The organism is Sulfurovum sp. MH2-6, from assembly GCF_058374785.1.
Window position 1 is genome coordinate 61807 of the sequence record NZ_CM178170.1, and the last position, 22611, is coordinate 84417.

Here is a 22611-nt window from a genome sequence, read left to right on the forward strand (position 1 = left end):
AGATGATAAAAGATACTTTTAGACAGAGTTTTGAAAAACTGAAACATTACTGTGAAGATGAAGGCTTCAAAGGGTGGGACCCCTACGATGGCCTGAATAGCAAAGTTTTTAAAGCTTTGCAACTGGATAAAGTACAGTTTTTTAGACTTGCGTGGATACAGCTTTTTAAAAGAAATCCGATCAATCTAAGAGGTTTTCTTCTTGTACCAAAAGAGTATAATCCAAAAGGGTTAGGACTCTTTTTGACCGGGTACTGTAATCTCTATCAAATTGAGAAAAAAGATGAATATCTGCAAAATATAAAATTCTTAGCAGATAAATTGCTTGAATTGCAGTCAGAAGGCTATAGTGGAAGTTGCTGGGGGTATAACTTCGATTGGCAATCTAGAGCTTTTTTCCTACCTAAAGAAACACCTACCGTTGTAGCAACTTCATTTATATCCTATGCGCTTTTAGATGCCTATGATATCACAAAAGACGAACGATATTTACAAACAGCGATAAACAGTACAAACTTTATACTCAACGATTTAAATAGAACCGAAAAAAAAGAGGGATTTATATTTTCTTATTCCCCTTATGACAATACACGGGTCTATAATGCTTCGCTGTTAGGTAGTAGATTGTTGTCAAGAGTTTACAGCTATACGAAAGATGACACTTTGATCAACGCGGCTAGAGAGTCTGTAGTCGCTTGTGCTAATGCTCAAAGAGAAGATGGAGCCTGGATATATGGTGAACTTGAAATTCAGGGATGGGTTGACAGCTTTCATACGGGGTATAACCTGGAGTGTATCTATGAGTATCAAAAGTATTCAGGAGATACTAGTTTCAATACGATAATTGAAAAAGGTTTGGACTACTATCTAAACAATTTCTTTTTAGAAGATGGTACACCAAAATACTATGACAGTAAAACTTACCCTATAGATATTCATGCTCCGGCACAGTTGATAGCTACTCTTTATAGGTTGGATGTATTGCACGAGAACAAAGAGCTTGTTGATCGTGTCCTTGAGTGGACTATCGATCATATGCAAGATCAAAAAGAGGGATATTTTTATTACCAGCTCAAGCAGACTAAATCCTCCAAAATCCCCTATATGCGATGGGCCCAGGCATGGATGTTTTATGCATTTAGTTTTTACTTTCTGGGGAATGAATCATGAATTACAAAACAATTAACCACTACAAAATCCACGCCTTCAGAGACAGGGATCAATTTCTCGACCAGATCAGTAATGAGTACAAGATTCTGGTCGCGATGAATGCCGAAAAGATCCTCAAAAATGATGAACGCCTTCGAACGCTTGTCAATGCCAATATCGGCTACCCCGATGGGATTGGAGCAGTTATGGCGCTGAGACAGAAGGGACTAGAAGCTGTCAAGATCCCTGGTGCGGAGTTCTGGCTCGATATCGTCGGGCGTTTTCAAAACAAAAAGAGCTTTTACCTGATCGGATCGGCACAGGAGGTGATCGAGGAGACGGTTGCCAAACTCTATAGCGATTTTCCGGGTATCGATATCAAAGGTTACCGTGATGGCTACCTGAAACAGGAAGATATCGAAGCACTGAAAAATGATCTTGTACAGAACAAACCCGACGTTGTATTTGTCGCGCAGGGGAGCCCCAGACAGGAGTTTCTGATGGAGGAGCTGATGGCTGTACACCCGGCACTCTATATGGGGCTTGGCGGGAGTTTCGACGTCTATTGCGGCCTTAAGAAACGTGCTCCGAAAATTTTTATCAACCTTGGTTTAGAGTGGTTCTACCGCCTGCTCAAAGAGCCTACACGGATCGGACGGCAGATGGTACTGGTAAAATTTTTGGCTTTGTTGATGGTTGGGAAATTATAGTTTACTTGAATGTCAAATGAACATCCTTGATTCTTCATAGTGAATTGTAAAAAGTAGAAAACAGATACAATGAAACATCTTTACCAAATATCATTTTTTACCACACTCCTGGTCATAGAGTACCTTGCTACCACAACAAGAGAGATCGAGGTTGTGGCCCATAGCTGGGACAAACTCAACCATCTTGCTGCTTTTTCGGTGCTTTATTTATTGTTCTCTGCTGCATTTGGGCACCTGAAGATGTTGACCAGGGTTATGCTTCTGATGGTTTTTGCGCTGCAGATCGAATTGGTTCAGCACTTCATTCCCGGTAGGGATTTTTCGCTCTTGGATATCGTCGCTGATGGAATTGGGATCGCTTGTGGATGGATACTTCTCACTGGTGGTAGGATAGTAGTGATTCGTAACTAGTGGATTCCGGATGCTCGTAGGAAATGCCCTTAGGGTACGAGTCCGGAATGACGTGAGAGTCATTACTTTTTATGACTCTGTATCTCCGGGCAATAAGAATTAACAATTAATAGTCAAGTTTTGAACTTTACATTTTGATATGGCTTCATTTATCTTTAAGCAAAAAAGAGAAAAGCTTGGAGAAGTATTTCGCTGCTAAACGAAAAGGCCGGAAGAGATAATAGATAAAATATAAAGACTTCGGCAGATTGATAAGCTCCACATCCGAAGATTTCAGCGGGAAAAGTGCCTTCGTTATGAAAAGAGATTTGCTGAGGATACCATCCTGCAGTTCCAGATGGAAGCGGAAGTGACGAAGGTTTTTTTGCAGTTCGCTGTCGGTTGTCTGCTTATTTGCATTGAGCAGAAAGAAAACCTCTCTTTCTAATGATAAAATCTTCTTGTTTGTACTGAGACTATTGATGTACTTTTGAGACAATGGTGTGCTAAAAAGGTGTGAAGTGAGTAGCAGGCCAAGCTCGAGCATCGTAGTGCCGTTGGCCTGTTCTGCCATCTGATATACTTTGTCCCAATTGATATCGGGGGAGACCCTGACAAGCTTATCAATATCAACGATCCATTCTATACGTTCCCAGGTGTGTTTGGACCCATGCATACAGAGATAAAGAAGCAGGGCTTCTACCTCAAAGGCTTTGATCTCGTGATGGTTGATAGAAACTTTTGACGGCCTATCCCATAGATCTATCTTTTGCATTTTCTTCGAAAATGATTTTCGAAAAACCGTCCAGTGGATCTCTATAAGAATATTTTGTTTGTCATTGAAGAATTGACAATCGCTGTTGACATCCAGAAAAGCATTGTTGGAAAAATACTTTTTGTCTACCCGTGCTTCATAGCGATCATCTGACAATATCTCTGCTATGTGTACAATGTCTTTTCGATGGACAAAAATATCCAGATCCCCGAACTGCCGCATCGTGATATCTCCGTAGGCCTGCTGCGCCAGGGCAGGGCCTTTGAAGGCGAGGGCTTCGATGTTGTTTGCTTCGAGCAGTTTCATGATGCGGAGGAGTTCGGCGGTCATCAGCATATTTTTCTGGGCGATGCCCATGTATTGCTGCTTGAAAGCAGACAATATGTCGTGATACGTGATACGTGATACGTGCACCCCAAGGGTATTTCCTGCCGGGGCATTTGTGATTGGTGAGGAGTGGGTGTTGTCACTTTGTGGCTGTGGATCCCCGGGTCGAGCCCGAGGATGACGAGAGGGGTGGGAATCGTTTTGCGATTGTTTATTATCCGTTTTACTGTTTACGTCTGACGTATCACGGAGGAGACCTTCTTCGGAAAGTCTCTTCAGGGTTTTATAGACCAGAGGAATAATGCCGTGCTGTGAAGCAGCGGTGATTAGTAATTCGTAATTCGTAATTCGTGATAGGTACGAAGAGATAAAGTCGGTATCCTTTTGTGTCGGTTCTGCCTGGCAGCAGGCGATGAGGAATTGGAGATCATCGGAGAGATGATCGGTGATTCGTAATTTGTAATTCGTGATTTGTGCTTTTGACGTGTTGAGTTCTTTTGACATAAGGTGATTATAGCGTGAAATTGGTGATTGGTGAAATGTGCACCCCAAGGGCATTTCCTGACGGGGCATTGGTGAAATGTGAAACGTGAAATGTGACTGGTGAAACGTGATTCGTGAAACGTGAAATGTGACTGGCGAAACGTATTACTTATCACGTATTACTTTTTACGTATCACGAATTACTTACCCCTTATTCTTGACGTATTTGATCAATCCATTGAGCATTTTTTGAATGTTCTGAATTTCCTGAAAGAGTATCGTATCATTCTTGGCATACTGGATCTCAATAGCAATGATTAATTGAGTTTCTACCTCTGCTAGGGAACCAAGTGCAATATGAAGAAATTGAATAAACTCTTTGTCGCTGTTTCTCCCGGCTCCCTCAGCTATATTTGAAGGTATAGAAACAGCTGCACGTCTTATTTGATTTGTGAGACCATAGACTTCATCTTTAGGAAATTTTTGTGTCAGTTCATAAATTTTTTTTACAAGTTGAATGCTCTGCTTCCAAACATCAAGATCTTTATGAGTCCTTACTTTGTCTTTCATTGTGACTACTCCCCTTTTTACAGATCACATGGTTTATGATTATAGCGTGAAATTGGTGATACGTGAAACGTGACTGGTGAAATGTGACTGGGAACTCGTGATACGTGATATGTGAAAGGTGAAACGAAATCCTGCGGGGTTGCATCGTGATTCGTGAAACGTATTACTTATCACTTATCACGTATTACTTTTTACTTATCACGTATCACGTATTACATATTACTTTTTACTTATCACGTATCACTTATTACTTATCACGTATCACTTATTACTTATCACGTATCCCGTATCACTTAGTATGGTACAATAGATCTTTAAAATCTACATTTATCATGAAGGGGAAGAATCATGAGTATCAAAAGAGCAGCAGTATGTATGGTGTGCGGTGTCGCGGTGGTCGGATGGGCGGAGCCTTTGCCGGTGAGTCTGGATCAGAACAGGTTGCGTCTGACCTATGAGTCGGTAGAGTTGCCGCAGGATGAGTCGATGGGGCTTGTCGGGCTGAACTACCAGATAGCGCTTGGCAGTTACGGGTATGGCGGACTTGGTGTTTACGGTGCGGCTGCCGGAGAGCGCGGAGGCTTTTTCGTCGGAGGTTTCGAGGGCGGGATGCGTTATCCGTTTTTGTCCGGATGGGAAGTGGAAGGCGGACTCTTCGTCGGTGGCGGTGGCGGTGGTGCTGCGCCTCAGGGCGGAGGGCTGATGCTTCGTCCCCATCTCGGGTTCTCCTACGGCAGCGATGCCTTCCGTGCAGGGCTTCAGCTCTCCCGTGTAGAATTTCCGAACGGAGATATCAGCAGTACCCAGGTTGCCGGGGTGATCGATATCCCGTTCGAATCCTTCCGGCTTGACGGTGACTACAGCGGCGAGCTGCAGAACCTTGGAGAGGAGGTCGGTGCGGTGTTGCACCGGTCACTGGAGGGAAGGGAAGCGAGACTGGGCATCGTCCTGCAGCACTACGCACCCATAGGAGATGTCCATACAACCGGTGGGGAAGAACAGAAATCCTTTGAGACGGTAGGGGTGCAGTATACGCAGGCATTGGGTGAACACCTCTCCTGGCACCTCTCCACATCAGGTGCGGCAGGCGGTGAGAGTGACGGTTATGCGGAGCTCTATGCGGGGCTGGGGTATCGTTACCCTGTCGCGGATACGCCGTTGTCTTTTTTTGCGGAAGGCTCTTTAGGTATGGCCGGCGGAGGCAGAGTGGATACCGGCGGCGGTGCTATGATGAGGGCGAGTGCAGGAGTCGGCTGGGTGTTGACTCCCGGATGGTCACTCAATGCAGAAGGGGGCGTGGTCAGCTCCTTTGACGGGGATTTTGAAGCAAAGCGTTTTGGCCTCTCGATGGAGCGCCGTTTCGGACGTATCGTCCCCTCGGAGGGACCGGGCGGGTTCATCGGAGAGATCACCCGCAGTGACTGGGCGTTCAGTGCGCGCTATGAATACTACAGGGATGCGGCACGTAAAAACCATGATGAGGGCTCGGTAGGGTTGACGGGACTGCAGGCGCAGCGTCTCTATGACTGGGGGTATCTCTATGCCAAGGCGATGGGAGCGATCACCGGAGATGCGGGCGGTTATGTCAGCGGGAGCCTGGGAGCGGGAGTAGCGTATCCGCTCACAGATATGGTTAAGTGCTATGCACAAGTCGGTCTAGGAGCTGCCGGAGGCGGCGGTATCGATGTAAGCGGCGGCGGGATCGCCGAAGGTGAGGCGGGAGTAAGCTTCGATATCACACCCAATACAGAGATAACGATCGCCGCAGGTATGATCCACAGTTTTGACGGAGAGCTCTCGAGCCCTACGCTAAGTATAGGGATCGGGTATCGGTTCGGTACGCTCGGGTATTGAGTAGGGAGAGATTAGCGTTTAGTGCTTAGAGTTTAGTGAGGAATGAGGAATTAGGAGTGAGGAGTGAAACGTGATTGGTGAAACGTGATTCGTGAAATGTTGCAGCCCAAGGCATTTCCTCCGGGCATTCGTATGACTTATTACTTTTCCCCGATTGTCTGCCCGTAATGAGGGGTATGGTTCGTCAGGCTCACCACGAACGGATACGAATAGTGAAGAGTGAGGAATGAGAGTTCAGCGAGAGGGCGGTCAGATAATTGACAAAAAGGCTAGAGTGTGTTAGAATGACAATATATTGTCAAAAGCTGAGAAGCGTTAAGCAAAGGCAAACTGCTTTCTCACAGAGAGTGCAAGCACAAGGCCTTTGTAGCTTCGAAACCAGAACGGTCGGAACGAAGTGTAGCCGCGGAGGCAAAAGCGTTAAGCGAACGACAATAGTTTCTCACAGAGAGTGCAGGCACAAGGCTTTTGTAAGCCCGGAACCATGAAAACCGTTAAGTAAACGATAACAGTTTATCGTTTATAGGTTTGAAACCGAAATGGTCGTAGTGCAACGAAGCCGTGTAGGCATATGCGCCACTGAAGGCTAAGCCGGAACGCAGTATAGCGATCAACTACGTTCATGGCTATGGAACCGTAAATTATATTTGAAGAATGAAAATAATTGGAGGAAAAAATGCAAGCTGTTTTTTATTCACAGGCAAGAAATAACCTAAGGGATATTATCAATAAAGTATGTGATGATTTTGATGAGTATATCATTACTACAAAAGATAATAAATCTGCTGTCATACTTTCGTATGAAGAGTACAGTGCAATGAAAGAGACGATGTATCTTCTTGCATCAAAAAATAACAGAGAGAGATTGAATGATGCGGTAGAGCAGATAGAGAATGCAGCATTCATAAAAAAAGATATCGAACTATGATCATCGGATTTGCTGATAGGGGATGGGAAGATTATCAGTATTGGGTCCATAATGACAAAAAAATCGTAAAAAGAATCAACCTTTTATTGCAGGATATCAAAAGAAATCCGGATGATTCAAATGGATTGGGTAGACCGGAGAGACTGAAAGAGAATTTTCAGGGATATTTTTCTCGAAGAATCACCTCTGAGCATAGACTTGTTTATAAAATCATTGAAGATATCATCGTTGTGGCACAGTGTAGATATCATTATTAAGTAGCGTTCAGGGAGGAGGCGCAGCCAGAGCTGCGAGTGAATAGTGAATAATGAGGAACAGGAGCAGCATTGCTGCTAGGTAGGAATGAGGAGTGAGGAGTTGTTGTATGTATTGCATGGCAATACTTTGATCTATGGGATGACAGGGAATCGCTTTGCGATTCTGTGGATCCCCCGATGCCCGTAGGGTTTCGTTTCACTTCTCTGCCTTCCGTGGTACATTCTGTACATCACTTCAGGTTCCGAAGCTACAAAGGCAAAGCAGTTTGCCTCTGCTTCACGCTTCTCATCCTTGGGGTGCGGGTCGAGGATGACGGGAGGGAAGAAATAATCAATAAAACCTGTCACCATAACCATTAATCACACGAAGTGTGCCTTGTTGTGGTGAACGACCTTGTAAGCGAAGCGATTCGAGAACCACAACGATTTTTTGCTTCGTTTTTTATAAAAAAATGAAGGGAGAAGCACCGCCTCAATAGTATAAAAAAGGGAAATTTATACGTTAAAGTAACAGCCGTTTGTACTTTTCTCTCTTAGTGAAGCGTAGTGGTGACGAAGTCATCACTCTCTTTGAGAAAAAAATGGAGAGAGACACCCCTTTAACATTGGAAGACAAGCAAAGTATGAATAAATAGTTATCAGGTTATGATCCCCCGGATGCCCGTAGGAAATGCTCTTGGGGTGCGAGTCCGGAATGACGAGGGTTTCGTAGGGTGGGTTTGCCAACCCACGCTGTGCGAAAGATCGGTTCGGTGTATGGATCCCCGGCAACAAGAATTAGAAATGGGAGAATTTTGTAGGGACGGATCATTGCGCCCGCCCGTAATGAGGGGCATGGTTCGACAGGCTCACCACGAACGGATACAAATAGCTGTGACCAAGATTGATTCGGTTACCATGGTAAAGCCATAAACTTCATTTAATAGAGAATAAAATATGATAGCAGAGAGTAAAACAAAGGGGAAGAATTTCTTATGAGAAGTAATGATATCAAACCGGTAGAGGAAATAGAAGAAGCGACTGCATGTGAATGCGGTATGGTCGAGCCCGAACGTAAAGTGTACCATACACCGGAGCTGGTAGAACTTGGCGAGAAGATGCCAGGGGCAGATAGCCTGCCAGAGGATGAGTGCTAAGCCGCAGTGAGTCTATCGTAATCAAAGTTGTGGATCCCCGGGCGATAATTCATAGAGAATAGTGATTCGTGATTAGTGAAATGTGATTGGTAATTCGTGAAATGTGAAACGTGTACTCCAAGGCATTTCCTCCGGGCATTCGTATTACTTATCACTTTTTCGCCCTGAGCTTGTCGAAGGGGGCACAACGTTGGAGGGACGCATGGTTCGACAGGCTCACCATGAATGTATATCAAAGTTAATCATTTTATAGGATTCTTTTTTTGGTATAATACTCTTAAAAGTACTTTTAAGGATACTATTGTGACAATTTCAGCCAATGAAGTGAAAAAAAGAGGGGTATCACTGTTTGATAATCTTCTGAAGAGATTTGATGAACTCATTATCAATGTTCGAGGCAAAGACAAATACGTAGTTCTTGACATAGAAAGATATAAGGAGTTTAGAGCCAACGAGCTGGATCTGGCCTACATGCAGACGATGAAGGATATAGAGAAAGGCAACTATAAAGCACAGAGTGCCGCAGAGCATATAGCCGAGTTGGAAACAGACCTTAAAGATGAACTATAAGATCATCATTAGTGATGCCTATAAAAAACGTGTCACAAAATTTCTTAAAAAACATCCCGATATGTTCAAAAGATATGCCAAGGCCATGAGTATATTGGAAGTGGACCCTTTCCATCCCTCTCTCAGGCTGCATAAACTCAAAGGAAATCTGAATGAGTACTACTCTGTATCGATCAATATGGAATATAGAGTGGTCATTGATTTCTTGATTGTTGATCAGGAGATCATTCCTATTGATATCGGCAGTCATGACGATGTATATTGAGCAGCTTAGCTGCTAGTTAGGAATTAGGAATTATTGAATGATGCATGAAATGCATCTTTTGTTTGATTGAAGAACAGGGAAATTGGAAATTCGTCATTCCGGACTCCGTATTCAAGCAATAATCAATAAAACCTGTCATCCCGAACGACCTTGTGAGCAGGAAGTTTTGCAGAAGTGCAAAAAACTTCCGTCGCGTTTCGAGATGAGAATCGTTACATAAAAGCAAACTGCTTTGCTTTTATAGATTCGGAACCGAAATGGTCGTAACGCAGTGCAGCCATGTAGGCAAGCTTTTTGCACCCAAAGGGTACTTCCTCCCTCTGGTCAGGGCGCTTACTTTTATAAAAAATGAAGAGAGAAACACAATTTAATTTTGCAAACCAAGAAAAGTATGGAAAAATAGTTATCGGCTTGTGGATTCCCGATGCCCGTAGGAAATGCCCTTGGGGTGCGAGTTGAGGATACCAGGGGTGGGGAATCAACCAAATCCAAGATCAGATATCGAGTTATGCTATAATAAAATTTATATTATAAAATATTCCGATATCAGGAGTGAGTGTGATCACAAAAAATATCTATTATCAAGTAGAGAAGAAATATGCCGGTACCAGGCTGGCGGTCATAGGGATACTGACTTTCTTGAGTTTCCTTCTTTTTGGACAGAGCGGAAGCGAAGTCGTCAAAGAGATGTTTATGATCAGTATGATACTGGCCGGTCTCTTTTTGTTCTCTATGTTGCACTATGCCTTTCTGGTACGTTATCCTCAGCGCGCTATCGGGATACGTAAGAGTGTAGTGGTACTGCTGGATCTGACAGTGCTGACACTGCTGGTGATGATGTTTGAGCAGTACGGGATCTACTTTCTTCCTTTTTATGTCTGGCTGGTGATGCTGTCGGGTTCCAGCTTCGGGATAGGGTACTTCTATACCAGTATCATCGGTGCGGCGCTTTCGTGGGTGACACTGCTGCTCTACTCCAACTACTGGAGCGGGCACTATGATATCCTGATCGCCTTTGCGATGACCACCTTCCTTGTCCCGCTCTTCTACCTCAAGTATATCGTGAGGATGCATGCGAAGAACGAGGAGCTTACCGAAGTACTGAGCTCCACGGCCAAGGATGCCAGACATGATGAACTGACCGGGGTAGCCAACAGAAAGGTCTACAAAGAGGAGATCAGGGCTGCGATCAAGAGCAGAGAGTTCTTTGCGCTGATGTTCATCGATCTCAACAAGTTCAAAGTGATCAACGATACACACGGCCACCACATCGGTGATGAGGTGCTCAAAGAGGTAGTGAGAAGATTGACAAACTATCTGGGGGAACAGGACTTCCTGGCAAGACTGGGGGGAGATGAGTTTGTGATCCTTACACGCAGAAAAAAGGTCTTCCTTCCCAAGTTTGTAGAGAAGATGGAGCGGGAAGTGATCGGAAAATTCGAGGTCGAGGGGGTGACGGTGCCGATCGAGCTGAGTATCGGTATCAGTACCTTCCCTGATGATCACCGCTCGGAGATGATGCTGAGCAAGTTTGCCGATGAGGCGATGTATATCGCCAAGAAAGACCCCGACAGGTTCCATATGTTCTATGAAGAGCTCACCGAAGAGCAAAAAAATATCTCAAACTAAAAGCTTCAGAGGCTTTGAGAGTTTTTTAGCTATAATTAGCCCATTTTAACGTAATTACGTATTTAAGGGTATATTTTGAGCGAAAATATTATCGGATATCTGGATAACGACAATAACATTATCGATACACAGAGCGCAGTAGAGACGGCAGGGTTGACACCTATCGAGTATGACAACAGCGAGAAAGCACTGGAGATCATCCGCCACTCCACAGCACACCTGATGGCACAGGCGATCACTGAACTCTATCCTAACTCACAGTTCTTTGTTGGACCGGTAGTGGATGAGGGATTCTACTATGACTTCAGAGTAGATGAGAAGATCGGTGAAGAGGATCTCAAAGCGATCGAAAAGAAGATGAAAGAGCTTATCAAGAAAAAGTACAAGATCGAAAAGTACGAGATGAGCAAAGATGAAGCGATGAAAAAGTTCTCGCATGATGATCTCAAGCAGGCCGTCATGAGCAAGATCCCTGACGAGACGCTTTCGATCTACAAGCAGGGAGAGTTCGAAGATCTTTGCCGCGGACCTCACGTACCGGCATTGAGATTTCTGAACAACTTCAAGCTGACACGTGTGGCAGGTGCCTACCTCGGCGGTGACGAGAGTGCAGAGATGCTGACACGTATCTACGGGGTGGCTTTTGCGGACAAGGAGTCTCTCAAAGCACATATGACGATGCTCGAAGAGGCGAAGAAGCGTGACCACCGTAAGATCGGTACAGAGATGGAGCTCTTCATGTTCAACGAATCGGCAGGATCGGGACTGCCGTTCTGGATGCCGAAGGGAGCAAAACTCCGTGCGAAACTCGAGGAGATCCTTCATAAAGCACACCGTGTAAGAGGGTATGAGCCTGTACGCGGACCGGAGATCCTGAAGTCGGATATGTGGAGAACCTCAGGGCACTATGCCTGTTACGGTGAAAATATGTATCTTACAGAGATCGACGAGCAGGAGTACGGTATCAAGCCGATGAACTGTATCGGGCATATCCAGATCTTTAAACAGACACAAAAGAGTTACCGTGAATTACCGCTTCGTTACTATGAATACGGTGTGGTACACAGACATGAGAAGTCAGGGGTACTGCACGGACTGCTTCGTGTAAGAGAGTTCACCCAGGATGATGCACATATCTTCTGTACACCTGAGCAGATCGCGGGAGAAGTGATCGAGGTCGTGGAGTTTGTAGACAGCGTGATGCAGCTTTTCGGATTTGAGTATACGATGGAAGTCGCGACGAAACCGGAGAAAGCGATCGGTGAAGATGCCGTATGGGAGCTTGCAACACAAGGGCTTAAAGATGCACTTGAAGAGAACAACCTGCCTTACACGATCGATGAGGGTGGCGGTGCTTTCTACGGACCGAAGATCGACGTGAAGATCACAGATGCACTCGGACGTAAATGGCAGTGTGGTACGATCCAGGTAGACTTCAACCTTCCTCAGAGATTTGAGGTGGAGTATGTGGCTGAAGACAATACGCGTAAACAGCCGGTCATGCTTCACAGAGCGATCCTCGGGTCGTTTGAGCGTTTCATCGCGATCCTGACTGAGCACTTTGCCGGAGAGTTCCCATTCTACCTTGCACCTACTCAGGTGATCTTTGTACCGATCGCAGAAGATCACGTGGCGTATGCAAATGCGCTTAAGAAACAGATGAGACTTGAGGGGATGGATGCAGAGGTGTATGACAAGAACGACTCACTCAACAAACGTATCCGTACGGCTGAAAAGCAGAGAGTACCGTATGTTGTGATCATCGGTGATGAAGAAGTTGCCAATAAATCGGTAGCAATCCGTAACAGAAGAACCAGAGAACAGTATAATCTTACACAAGATGAATTTATGGTAGAATTAACACAAGAATTGCAAAAAGGTAAAATTTGAGTAGACAAAACGACAGAAATAGGGGTAGAAAAAAGGGTGATGATGTCATCATGAATGACGCCATCAGAGCAGCGGAGTTGAGAGTTGTAGGTGATGACGGAGAGCAGTTTGGCATCATCTCCAAAGACGAAGCCCTTAAAATAGCTGAAGGTAAGGGACTTGACCTTGTACTGATGTCACCGAATGCGAAACCCCCTGTCGCAAAAATCATGGACTACGGCAAGCACAAATACGAGCTTGAGAAGAAGAAAAAAGAGGCACGTAAAAACCAGAAGAAGATCGAAGTCAAAGAGGTGAAGTTCTCTTGTAAGATCGCTGAAAATGATATCAACTTCAAGGTGAAACATGCCAGAGAGTTCCTGGAGAAAGGGAAGCATGTGAAGCTCAGAGTTTTCCTTAAAGGACGTGAGATGGCTCACCCTGAGTGGGGTATAGAGGTACTTAAACGTGTCTGGCCGATGATTGAAGATATCGGTGTACTTGAAAAAGATGCACACCAGGAAGGTCGCTATATCAATATGTACGTGACTCCTCAGAAGAAGTAGTCACTTCTTCTTACTTTCCGTTTTCCCGGGTATTTTCCTGGGATCTACAATATAATAATTTTTTCACACTTTTCTTAGTTTTCAACTTTAAGTTGTGTTTCTCTCTTCATTTTTTTAAAAAAACGAAGCAAAAAAGCGTCACTTCGCAAGCATACGGACGATGCTCTCGGTGTGTTGCTTCGCAATATTGCACACCTTCGCATCTGTACGCCCAGTGCTCAGTGACAAAGAAGAAAAAGAATGGATAATAATGAGGAACAAGGAAGTAGGGGCTCTATCGCGTAGGGTGCCGTAACCACGCACCAACAATCATGCATATCAATCTGTAGATTCCCGGGTGCCCGTGAGGGTTGCTTTCGTTCCCACGATTTTCGTGGGAATGCATATAAGAGTGTAGTGATGCAGTAAACTTTAGTCTATCGTATCGGCGTATGGGTTACCACGTGCAACGTGGGAACCAAATAAATTTTTTTGTTTTATAACATTGAGTAGGTGTTTCCTCTGTATTTTTATACCCTTGGGAAGCTTTATTAGTGCCTACTTTTTTAATAAAGTAGAGATAGATACTTGGGAGTTACAACTAGTGTTGTATGTTACTTTTTAGAAAAGTAACCAAAAGCGTCAGCCCTTTCGAAGCGCGACGGAAGTTTTTTGCACTTCTGCAAAACTTCCTGCTCACAAGGTCGTTCGGGCTGACAGTCTTTTATTTAAAATATATAAGATAGATTAAAACAGGAATGACACTCTTTTCGTCATCCTCGGGCTCTGACCCGGGGATCCACAAGCCGGACAATAGGTAAAAAGTAATACGTAATACATTTCACATTTTACGTATCACATTTCACGAATCACGAACTCCTCATTTCTAACTCGCAGCTCCACTGCTCACTACTCCCGAACTTCATAATGGAGTTTCAACCCCTCATCTGTCATCACAAACCCCGAGATCATGATCTTCCCTTCGTGGACCATCTGGTGGTGTTTTTTGCAGAGGGGAATGAGGTTGTACTTGTGGTTTTTGTGGAAGTGGTCGATATGGCCTGTCTCGTTGGCCTCTTTCTGTTCGGCGATGTGGTGTACGTCATCCACCGGGGCATCACACAGGGCACACTTTCCGAGATAGAGCTCTTTGTTGTATTTGCTGCGTTTCTGGCGGCTCAGGCGTTTGACATCGCTTTGTGCATGGTTCAGGTTCTCTCTGATCTCCTGTGCAGTTTTGAGAAACTCCTTGTCCATATGGAGTGATTTGGCAAACTCCAGTCCGTAGAGACTGTCCCCCATACCCAGCTGCAGGACACGGTTATAGATCAGTCTGTCGCTCTCATCATCATACTGGATACCCAGATGCAGAAAGATCAGATGTTTGAGCCCCTGGAGGTTTGAAATCTCTCCCAGCTGGTGCAGGTGGGTGGCAAAGATGAAGGTGGACTTCAGTGAGATCAGCTTGAGGATGGAGGCAGAGACGATCGCCAGGGCCGACTCGGTCTCTGTCCCCTGACTGATCTCATCACCGAGGATCAGTGAACGGGCATTGGCACGGTTAAAGATATTTTTGAGCTCCATCATCTCCACACTGAAGGTTGACAACCCCTTATAGAGGTTGTCTTTGGAGACAATGCGTGTAAAGAGCTTGTCATAGAGCCCGAAACGAAGCTCCACAGCCGGTACGTAGAAGCCGGCTTGTGCCAGTATCACACTGATCCCGATACTCTTCATCAGCGAGGATTTCCCTGATGAGTTGATCCCGTAGAGCAGGATACCCAGTACATCCTCGCTGTTGCTGGCGTTGAGCGTGATATGGTTGTGCCCCGTACCGTTGTTGGCACCCAGGAAGAGATCATTGGGCACATAGATCCCCCGTTCGTCATTGGCCTCGATGATCGGGTGTCGCAGACCGATCGCTTCATAGAAGTTCCCCTCTTCGATGAGCGGGCGGGTAAGGTTCATACTTTTGGCACACTTGGCATTGGAGATGGCCACATCGATATTGGCAATAAAGGCGATAAGCCTCTCAAGCAGGAGTGAAAAACGGTTCTCCAGGAGGTCCAGGCTCTCAACATAGCGCTGCTTGACCAGGGAGACCAGCTGTACCTGTGCCGTCTCGTAGTTGCGGGTGATATCCGCAAAGAGCGGGGATTGTACCTTGACGGCATTTTTGAGATGCTTATAGGAGAAGTCCTTGAAGAAGTGGTGTTCGTTGTCAATCGTGACAAATGACTCCTTGAGCGGCTTCTCGATCATCATAAAACGGTTTTTGGTGAGATTGAGGAAGTATCCTTCGCTCTCCAGGTAGCTGACGGTAGTGTACTTGGTCGTCCCGCTGAAAAGCTTCTCTTTTTCAAAGAGTGACTCCACATGTGATGCCACCAGCTCCATCTTGTCAATCTCCTGCTGCTGATTCTTGACAATGGTGTCAATGGCCGGGTAGACACCCTTTTTGAAGATATTGTCATTGATCTGTTCGATCCTGAACTTCGCACAGACATCCAGTTCAAAGGTCTCTTCAAGTACAGTGGACATCTCACGGACTTCATCATAGAGCTTTTCATCGATCTCCAGGCCGCTCCCTTGGCCATCTTCGATCAGTTTCAGGATAGACTCCAGGGACATGGAGATATAGGTGAGCTCCACCGGGTGCAGTTTACGCAGTTTGATACGGCGTGTGATACGCTCAAGGTCATAGATCTGTTTGAGGTGGGTCTCAAAACGGTCGATACTAGGCAGAAGCTGTTCGGTCAGGTTATAGCGCTCCTCAAGCAGCGCTTTGTCGCAGATCGGATTGAGCAGGCGCTCTTTGAGGAGACGCTTTCCGAATGCCGTAGAGGTTTTGTCGATCAGATCCAAGAGGGTCACATCGCTTGGGTCGCGTGAGATGACCGAGAGCTGCTCCATCGCGTTGTTCCCGATATACATATAGCGGTTGGAGCCGAGGAACTGGGGTTTGTTCATCTTTTCGATAATGCTCTCATCATGCTCGATAATGAAGTCGATCAGTATCGCCAGTGCCTCAGTGGTGTAGGGGTGACGCTCCAGGTCGAGGTACTCGATGGCACTCAGAAAAGAGTTGATCTCAAAGACCCGTGTAAAGAGTTCGTTTTGGAAGGAGACCTTGAAGCGTTTGGTGTTGAGGGTATGGTGCAGAGAACCCAGCTCCAGGTAGTGTATCAGCCACTCTCTGTCGATCTCTTTGCTCTCCAGCGTGATGATCACCTCGGAGGTGGTATAGGTCTGAAGCAGGTTGAAGGCTTCATCTAGGGCATAGGTCTTGTCGTCGCGTGTGGAGTGTATCTCGTTGGTGATGGTCTTCCCGGTACTCACATCGATCGCGGCATAGCCTACCGAGTAGATCCCTGCATTCTCATCGATCAGTAGAGAGACGATGTTGTTCTCAGTCGGTTCTGAGAGATACTCGAAGTTGGTACCCGGGGAGATGATGTTGGAGACGTAGCGCTTGACATTGGGCATCTCGCCTTTTTGTTTGACGACAATGATCGTGTACTTTTTGGTAGCGATGAGACGTGAGAGGTAACGGTCCAGTGAAACCGCAGGTACGCCTGCAAGCAGGGGATTGCTGACCGAGTTCTCCAAGATCGCTTTGCTTTTTCTGGTCAGCTGGATATTGAGCAGTTCTGCGATCTCTTTGGCCTTGCCGACTTTCAGTTCGTCATTGTTGACCTCGTAGACCTCAAAGAAGGTACCGATCTCCATCAGAATCAGCGCATCTTTGCCGTACTTCTCTTCAAAGTGCAGCTGCAGGTCAAAATAGACCTCGGTAAGGAGTTTTTTCTTGTTGGAGAGTATCTCGGTGACTTGATCCACGTGCGTTCAACCTGCCTTTTTTTGTTGGGATTGATTTTACCACAAGTGAGGTTATATGAGGGAGGAACTAGGAGTGAGGAAGTAGGAATTATTGTGTGATGCATGGGATGAGACCGGTTAAGCAAATGACAATAGTTTGTCGTTTGTAGGGTCGGAACCGGAGGCGATGTGCACTAGTGCACCGCCGAAGGATGAACCACAACTGTTGGATGGGATGGAGATTCGTAATTTGTGATACGTGAAATGTGAAACGTGTACCCCAAGGTATTTCCTCCGGGCATTTGTGTTATGTGCTACGTATTACGATTTACGTTTACTTTTTACTTTTTCCCGATTGACCGGCATTTGGACTCTCTGGTATGAGTCCGAAGATATCTTTTAAATAAAAAACTGTCACCCCGAACGACCTTGTAAGCAGGAAGTTTTTTGCAGAAGTGCAAAAAACTTCCGTCGCGTTTCGAGAGGGGGTGACGCTTTTGGTTCCTTTTCTAAAAAGGGACATACAACACTCGTTGTAACTCCTTCTATATATAGGAAGTAAATGCACAAGTTGATTCGGTTACCATGGTTTGTGGATCCCCGGGTGCCCATAGGAAATGCCCTTGGGGTGCCAGGCCCGGTGATGACGAAAAACTGTCATTCACGACTCTGATCCGGAATCCAAAACTTAATAACTATTTTTGCATAGTCTTCTTATTTTACACGGTTAAGTGGTGTTTCTCTCTTCATTTTTTTCTCAAAGAGAGTGATGACTGCGTCACCGCTACGCTTCACTAGGAGAAAAAACGAAGCGCCCTGATCGAAGGGAGGAAGTGCCCTTGGGGTGCAAAAAAGCGTCACTTCGCAAGCGTACGGACGATGCTCTCGGTGTGTTATAGATCTTCCTTCGGCGGTGCAGAAGCACATCGCCTTTGGTTCCGAGTCTAAAAATGACAAACTATTGTCATTTTTTACGACTCTCACCTTCGCATCTGTACGCCCAGTGCTCAGTGACAAAAAAGCCGTTTTTCTTTGAATATGTTTTTCTGGTTACCACGGTAATCGTGGCAGTGAGGATCGATAGAAGGAAAGTGTAGGTCGGGGTGTTGGATCTACCTTCGGCGGTGCAGAAGCACATTTTTTTGCCTTCGCGGCTCACTGCATTCGACACGCTCGGTTCCACCCCTATAAACGTGAGGTTCACTCACGTTTATTTAACGGGTCTCATGGTTCCGAAGCTACAAACGTGAAGCAGTTCACGTTTTTTTGACGCTTCTCATCCCGACATCAATGGCGATCTTTCCATAAGGGGTGAATGTCGGGATAAGGGTATCCCGACCTACGGATACCGGAGAGGTGAAATGATGGTGATCTTTCGCGTAGGGTGCGTAATCACGCACCAACAAGCATATGCAAATACACTAATAAGAAAGGGGTTTATAAAATTTTTAGAAAAACTCGGTATAATACCGTCCCATTTTCTATGGTTTAGCAATGTATAAAAAGATGCGACTAGTCGCATGAGCTCTCTGCTGAGGAGAACTCAGCGTTAGCGTAGCTTGTTGGGCTTTGCCCAAAAGCGTTCTAAATTAATGAAAAAATTCAATAGGGAGTAAGCATATGCCTAAAATGAAGAGCGTAAAAGGCGCTGTAAAGCGTTTCAAGGTGAAAAAGAGCGGTAAAATCAAAAGAGGAACTGCTTATAGAAGCCACATCCTTACTAAGGTTGACGGTAAACACCACAGACAGATGAGAAGTGATAAGCACGTTGATTCTGCTGATGCTAAAAAAATCAAAGCGATGATCAACTAAGGTTGATCCAAAAAGTAGTATTCCCTCACTCGTATGAGGCAAGTTCAAACAGTTAAGTTTGACACCTACTATAACGAACTTCAGCAGTTGGCTCATGCGGCTGGCGGCGTTAAAAGAGGTTTAGTACAAGTTCAAGGTAAAGGAAAACCATGAGAGTAAAAAACGGTTTTGTAAGACACAGACGTCATAAAAAACTACTAAAACAAGCTAGAGGATTCTACAGCGGTAGAAGAAAGCACTTTAGAAAAGCTAAAGAGCAACTTGAAAGATCTTTGGTATATGCTTACAGAGATAGAAGACAGAAAAAAAGAGACTTCAGAAGACTCTGGATCGTTCGTATCAATGCAGCTGCTAGACTAAACGACATGAACTACTCAAGATTCATGCACGGTCTTAAGCTTGCAAACATCGAGCTTGACAGAAAGATCCTTGCTGATATGGCAATGAACGCACCGGAATCTTTTGCTAAAGTAGCAGAAGCTTCAAAAGCGGCACTTGCTAAGTAAGTTCTATCTTTTGAGAGGCTTCGGCCTCTCACCCCTTTTATAACACTTTCCCAAATAATCATTTCACCATTTTAAAGATTAATATATGATGTGCTTTAATGCGCACTTAGCCCTGAGTAATTCGTAATTTGTGATTTACGTAGGTCGGGGTGTTGGATCTACCTTCGGCGGTGCAAAAGCACATTTTTTTGCCTTCGCGGCTCACTGCATTCGACACGCTCGGTTCCACCCCTATAAACGTGAGGTTCACTCACGTTTATTTAACGGGTCTCATGGTTCCGAAGCGTTAAGGAAACGTGAACTGCTTTACGTTTATAGCTTGGAATACAAACGGCTGTTACTATAACGTATGAATTTCCTTGTTTATACTATTGAGGCGGTGGTTCTCTCTTCATTTTTTTAGAAAAAACGAAGCAAAAAAGCGTTGTGGCTCTCGAATCGCTTCGCTTACAAGGTCGTTCACCACAACAAGGCACACTTCGTGTGATTAATGGTTGCTTTTTCTTACTTTCCCAGGGTATCCTCACCCCGATATCAATGCTGATCTCTCCATAATGGGTGAATGTCGGGATAGGGGGTATCCCGACCTACGGATAGTGCTGTGTTAAAATGAGGTTAAATGGATCGCGTAGGGTGCGTAATCACGCACCAACAATCATGCACTCCAACTTGTGGATCCCAGGGTTGAGCCCGAGGATGACGTGAAAAACATTTGACACATTCTCATGACTCTGTCATGATGCTACCTGCTACCTGCTACCTGCTACCTGCTACCTGCTACCTGCTACCTGCTCACTTGAGCCTATTCCCCTCTTTGCGTTTCACCGTTGTAGGCGATGATGCCGGGTCTCAGGTTACAGACATGTTCGAATCCCAGTGACTTCATCGCATGTTGTACTTGAAAGCTTCTGCTGCCTGTGTGACAGTAGACGATGACCGGTTTCTGTTTTTTATCGGCATGCTCTTCTATCTTTGCGTAGAACTGTGAGGTAGGGACAAGCGTGTCCGTTCCCACGATATGTCCCATCTGGTACTCCATATACTCACGTACATCCATCAGGGTAAAATCAACCATCCTCAATGCTCTGGCTTCAAGGAGTGCTTCAAGCTCATCCCCGTCAAGCTGTTCCTCGTTGAGGAGTGCTACAGCCTGTCCTCTGGTAAGACCCTGTGAATGGGTATGGGCCACCTCTTCGGCAGTATCTTTTTCCTGTTGTGCTGCGGCATACTCAGGGGTACAGAAGATACCGCAGTGACAGAGCCCATCTTCGGGAATCTCTTTTTCAAGGGCAGGCTTACACGGACAGATACGGTTATCCGCTGCCTTTTGCTCCTCTTTGGTCTCTCCGATCACCATAAAACAGGGGCAGAAACGTTTGCCGTAGATGAGCCTGTTTCTGGCAAGCCCCATGGCTACTCCCTCATTAACCTCTTCATTGGGGTTTTGTACAAATCCGAATTGAGTGTTGACCTTTTCGACAAATTGCCAGGTTTTTTCAAGCTCTGCTTGAAACTCGTCGGAGTTGATATCGATCTGTTGCATAGTTTTCCTTTATGGTGTAGTTTCGTTGCCGTCCAACTCTTTGGATAAGCTATCCAGTTCATCGGCAAACTCTTGCATCTTTGCGCCCCACTTTTCCAGAAAGTGTTCGCTTTTATGCAGGTCTATATGTATCTCACTCTCATTGGCTTCGATACCGGCACCTTTGCCTTTATCAAACTCTTCTTCAAATCGTTTTACCTCGCGTGTAACCTGTCGGCCTATCTGCTCAAAAAAGCCCTTGGTCTTGTTCGTATCGATAGTGATCACCCCATCCTTTTTAGAGATACCCATACGAAGCAGGGTAGAGTCAGTCTCACGCATTTTCTGCGCTTTTGCCTCAGCCTCCTCTTTGGCCTTGAGTTCGGCAAGCAGCTCTTCTCTGGCCTCTTGGGCGATGCGGGCATCCCGTTCAGCCTGGGACTCACATCCGTTAAATGCCAGGATCAAAATGATGGATAAAAATAGCGCTTTAATCGTTGCCTCCTTCAAGTGAAATAGACTATGCGTAATTGTAGTGAAAGATATTTAATGAAGGGTAAAAACCCTGAGCGTATTTGGGAGAGACCTCTTTTTTCTGTAGCTCTATCAGCCGGTTATTTTTGGTTGATCCATCGTTGGTACTACTTTTGTATCTTTGTCGGATTTCCCGGCAGAGAGTGTGAAGGTTAAAGCAAGCACCAACGCAGTGACCCATAGGATAATGTATTTCATACTCTCTTACCTCTTTTCTTATTTGTCTTTACCGAAAAGGAGGTGGTCCAGACTGAATTTTCCGGCGCCAAAGGAAGCAAAAATAGCCAGGAACAACATATAGTAAAGCGGAATCTCAAATCCGTTATCTCCGGCTGTGAATCCATGCGGAAGATGCACTGTGACGATAGCCACGATCATGACGACGATCAACGGCAGAGAGATCAGTCGTGTAAAGAGTCCCAGTGTGAGCAGGATAACACCCAGCAGTTCAGTAGTCGCGGCCATATAGGCATTGAGTGTGGGCAGGGGGATACCCAGTGTCCCGAACCATATTGCAATCGCATCGATATCTGCCCATTTCCGCATGGCAGGACCATAGAAACCATAGGCCAATATCAGTCTGGCAACCAGCAGTGCAAGATCCTGCCCCTTACTCAGTATATCTTTTGTCTTAGGATAGATATGTATTATCATGATATCCTCTTTTCTTCTCTCGTTGATTGGATAGCGCTGCAGTTTTATTCGCTACCGCACTTTCCTTCCTCTTTCGTTACAGTTTTCTTTGCGCTGTCACATTTGCCTTCACCGCATTTCGTTTTGACCTCTTTTGCACTGTCACATTTGCCTGTTGCTGTATCTTTTCCGTCAGTACATCCTGAGAATGCAAGCATTGCAAGCCCTACCATTGAAGTAACCACTATTTTTTTAAACATCTTGCCTCCTTTTTATGATTTTAGAGATTCCAAGTATAATATGATAATTGTGTACTCTCTGTGTAGAGT

The 22611-nt window shown here is 45.4% G+C and carries 23 protein-coding genes; 14 read left to right on the plus strand and 9 right to left on the minus strand.

All coding sequences use genetic code 11. From position 1 onward, the window contains the following. Nucleotides 1-2 precede the first annotated feature (2 nt). From AC4JOV_RS00285 to AC4JOV_RS00295, 3 genes are all read left to right on the plus strand, one after another. A complete protein-coding gene (locus AC4JOV_RS00285) occupies nucleotides 3-1169 on the plus strand; it encodes a glycoside hydrolase family 88 protein (RefSeq protein ID WP_229937111.1) in 1167 nt (388 codons plus the stop codon). Further along, complete coding sequence (locus tag AC4JOV_RS00290) at nucleotides 1166-1858, plus strand: WecB/TagA/CpsF family glycosyltransferase (protein ID WP_229937110.1); 693 nt, start codon at nucleotides 1166-1168, stop codon at nucleotides 1856-1858. The genes AC4JOV_RS00285 and AC4JOV_RS00290 overlap by 4 nt, the downstream gene beginning before the upstream one ends. Nucleotides 1859-1927: 69 nt before the next feature. Next, nucleotides 1928-2269, plus strand: a complete 342-nt coding sequence (locus tag AC4JOV_RS00295; RefSeq protein ID WP_229937109.1) for a VanZ family protein — start codon at nucleotides 1928-1930, stop codon at nucleotides 2267-2269. 145 nt (nucleotides 2270-2414) lie between these two features. Here AC4JOV_RS00295 and AC4JOV_RS00300 read toward each other — a convergent pair whose 3' ends face one another. Together AC4JOV_RS00300 and AC4JOV_RS00305 are read right to left on the minus strand one after the other, a co-directional pair. Then, entirely contained in the window at nucleotides 2415-3854 is a 1440-nt protein-coding gene (locus AC4JOV_RS00300) for a nucleotidyltransferase domain-containing protein (RefSeq protein ID WP_229937108.1), read from the minus strand. A gap of 183 nt (nucleotides 3855-4037) precedes the next feature. Next, entirely contained in the window at nucleotides 4038-4403 is a 366-nt protein-coding gene (locus AC4JOV_RS00305; protein WP_229937107.1) for a four helix bundle protein, read from the minus strand. 348 nt (nucleotides 4404-4751) lie between these two features. On the opposite strand from AC4JOV_RS00305, the gene AC4JOV_RS00310 reads away from it, so the two are divergent. From AC4JOV_RS00310 to infC, 9 genes are all read left to right on the plus strand, one after another. Then, nucleotides 4752-6257 carry a hypothetical protein gene (locus tag AC4JOV_RS00310; protein WP_229937106.1) on the plus strand — a complete coding sequence of 502 codons (1506 nt, stop codon included), beginning with the start codon at nucleotides 4752-4754 and terminating at the stop codon, nucleotides 6255-6257. A 676-nt stretch (nucleotides 6258-6933) separates the two neighbouring features. Then, the gene (locus tag AC4JOV_RS00315) at nucleotides 6934-7185 is read left to right on the plus strand and encodes a type II toxin-antitoxin system Phd/YefM family antitoxin (protein WP_229937105.1); all 252 of its coding nucleotides are present in this window, start codon (nucleotides 6934-6936) and stop codon (nucleotides 7183-7185) included. Beyond that, nucleotides 7182-7442 (plus strand): Txe/YoeB family addiction module toxin, encoded by a 261-nt coding sequence (locus AC4JOV_RS00320; RefSeq protein ID WP_229937104.1) that lies wholly within the window; start codon nucleotides 7182-7184, stop codon nucleotides 7440-7442. The genes AC4JOV_RS00315 and AC4JOV_RS00320 overlap by 4 nt, the downstream gene beginning before the upstream one ends. Before the next feature lie 974 nt (nucleotides 7443-8416). Continuing rightward, the gene (locus tag AC4JOV_RS00325) at nucleotides 8417-8578 is read left to right on the plus strand and encodes a hypothetical protein (protein ID WP_229937103.1); all 162 of its coding nucleotides are present in this window, start codon (nucleotides 8417-8419) and stop codon (nucleotides 8576-8578) included. Between the two features lie 303 nt (nucleotides 8579-8881). Further along, nucleotides 8882-9148, plus strand: coding sequence for a type II toxin-antitoxin system Phd/YefM family antitoxin (locus tag AC4JOV_RS00330; RefSeq protein ID WP_229937102.1), 267 nt, complete (start codon nucleotides 8882-8884; stop codon nucleotides 9146-9148). Next, a complete protein-coding gene (locus tag AC4JOV_RS00335; RefSeq protein ID WP_229937101.1) occupies nucleotides 9138-9413 on the plus strand; it encodes a type II toxin-antitoxin system RelE/ParE family toxin in 276 nt (91 codons plus the stop codon). Before AC4JOV_RS00330 ends, AC4JOV_RS00335 begins: the two co-directional genes overlap by 11 nt. A 558-nt stretch (nucleotides 9414-9971) precedes the next feature. Further along, nucleotides 9972-11042, plus strand: coding sequence for a GGDEF domain-containing protein (locus AC4JOV_RS00340; RefSeq protein WP_229937100.1), 1071 nt, complete (start codon nucleotides 9972-9974; stop codon nucleotides 11040-11042). Between the two features lie 75 nt (nucleotides 11043-11117). Beyond that, entirely contained in the window at nucleotides 11118-12932 is a 1815-nt protein-coding gene (gene thrS / locus AC4JOV_RS00345) for a threonine--tRNA ligase (RefSeq protein WP_229937099.1), read from the plus strand. A 50-nt stretch (nucleotides 12933-12982) separates the two neighbouring features. Continuing rightward, nucleotides 12983-13477, plus strand: coding sequence for a translation initiation factor IF-3 (gene infC / locus AC4JOV_RS00350; RefSeq protein ID WP_404820167.1), 495 nt, complete (start codon nucleotides 12983-12985; stop codon nucleotides 13475-13477). A gap of 888 nt (nucleotides 13478-14365) precedes the next feature. On the opposite strand, the gene AC4JOV_RS00355 is transcribed toward infC, so the two are convergent. Together AC4JOV_RS00355 and AC4JOV_RS00360 are read right to left on the minus strand one after the other, a co-directional pair. Next, nucleotides 14366-17296, minus strand: coding sequence for a MutS-related protein (locus AC4JOV_RS00355; RefSeq protein WP_229937097.1), 2931 nt, complete (start codon nucleotides 17294-17296; stop codon nucleotides 14366-14368). A gap of 1235 nt (nucleotides 17297-18531) precedes the next feature. Then, a complete protein-coding gene (locus AC4JOV_RS00360) occupies nucleotides 18532-18675 on the minus strand; it encodes a hypothetical protein (protein WP_229937096.1) in 144 nt (47 codons plus the stop codon). 220 nt (nucleotides 18676-18895) lie between these two features. Between AC4JOV_RS00360 and rpmI the strand changes: the two genes are divergently transcribed. Next, a complete protein-coding gene (gene rpmI / locus AC4JOV_RS00365) occupies nucleotides 18896-19087 on the plus strand; it encodes a 50S ribosomal protein L35 (RefSeq protein ID WP_229937095.1) in 192 nt (63 codons plus the stop codon). A 149-nt stretch (nucleotides 19088-19236) separates the two neighbouring features. After that, nucleotides 19237-19593: a 50S ribosomal protein L20 gene (gene rplT, locus AC4JOV_RS00370; RefSeq protein ID WP_229937094.1), complete on the plus strand. Its 357-nt coding sequence runs from the start codon at nucleotides 19237-19239 to the stop codon at nucleotides 19591-19593. Between the two features lie 802 nt (nucleotides 19594-20395). On the opposite strand, the gene AC4JOV_RS00375 is transcribed toward rplT, so the two are convergent. From AC4JOV_RS00375 to AC4JOV_RS00395, 5 genes are all read right to left on the minus strand, one after another. Further along, nucleotides 20396-21136 carry a ferredoxin-thioredoxin reductase catalytic domain-containing protein gene (locus AC4JOV_RS00375; RefSeq protein ID WP_229937093.1) on the minus strand — a complete coding sequence of 247 codons (741 nt, stop codon included), beginning with the start codon at nucleotides 21134-21136 and terminating at the stop codon, nucleotides 20396-20398. A gap of 9 nt (nucleotides 21137-21145) precedes the next feature. Next, on the minus strand, nucleotides 21146-21625 hold the full coding sequence (locus AC4JOV_RS00380; RefSeq protein ID WP_229937092.1) for a hypothetical protein: 480 nt from the start codon (nucleotides 21623-21625) through the stop codon (nucleotides 21146-21148). 96 nt (nucleotides 21626-21721) lie between these two features. Further along, nucleotides 21722-21847 (minus strand): hypothetical protein, encoded by a 126-nt coding sequence (locus AC4JOV_RS00385; RefSeq protein WP_256444100.1) that lies wholly within the window; start codon nucleotides 21845-21847, stop codon nucleotides 21722-21724. An 18-nt stretch (nucleotides 21848-21865) separates the two neighbouring features. Continuing rightward, nucleotides 21866-22303: an HvfX family Cu-binding RiPP maturation protein gene (locus tag AC4JOV_RS00390; RefSeq protein WP_229937091.1), complete on the minus strand. Its 438-nt coding sequence runs from the start codon at nucleotides 22301-22303 to the stop codon at nucleotides 21866-21868. A 44-nt stretch (nucleotides 22304-22347) separates the two neighbouring features. Then, nucleotides 22348-22542 carry a hypothetical protein gene (locus tag AC4JOV_RS00395; RefSeq protein ID WP_229937090.1) on the minus strand — a complete coding sequence of 65 codons (195 nt, stop codon included), beginning with the start codon at nucleotides 22540-22542 and terminating at the stop codon, nucleotides 22348-22350. Nucleotides 22543-22611: the final 69 nt, after the last annotated feature.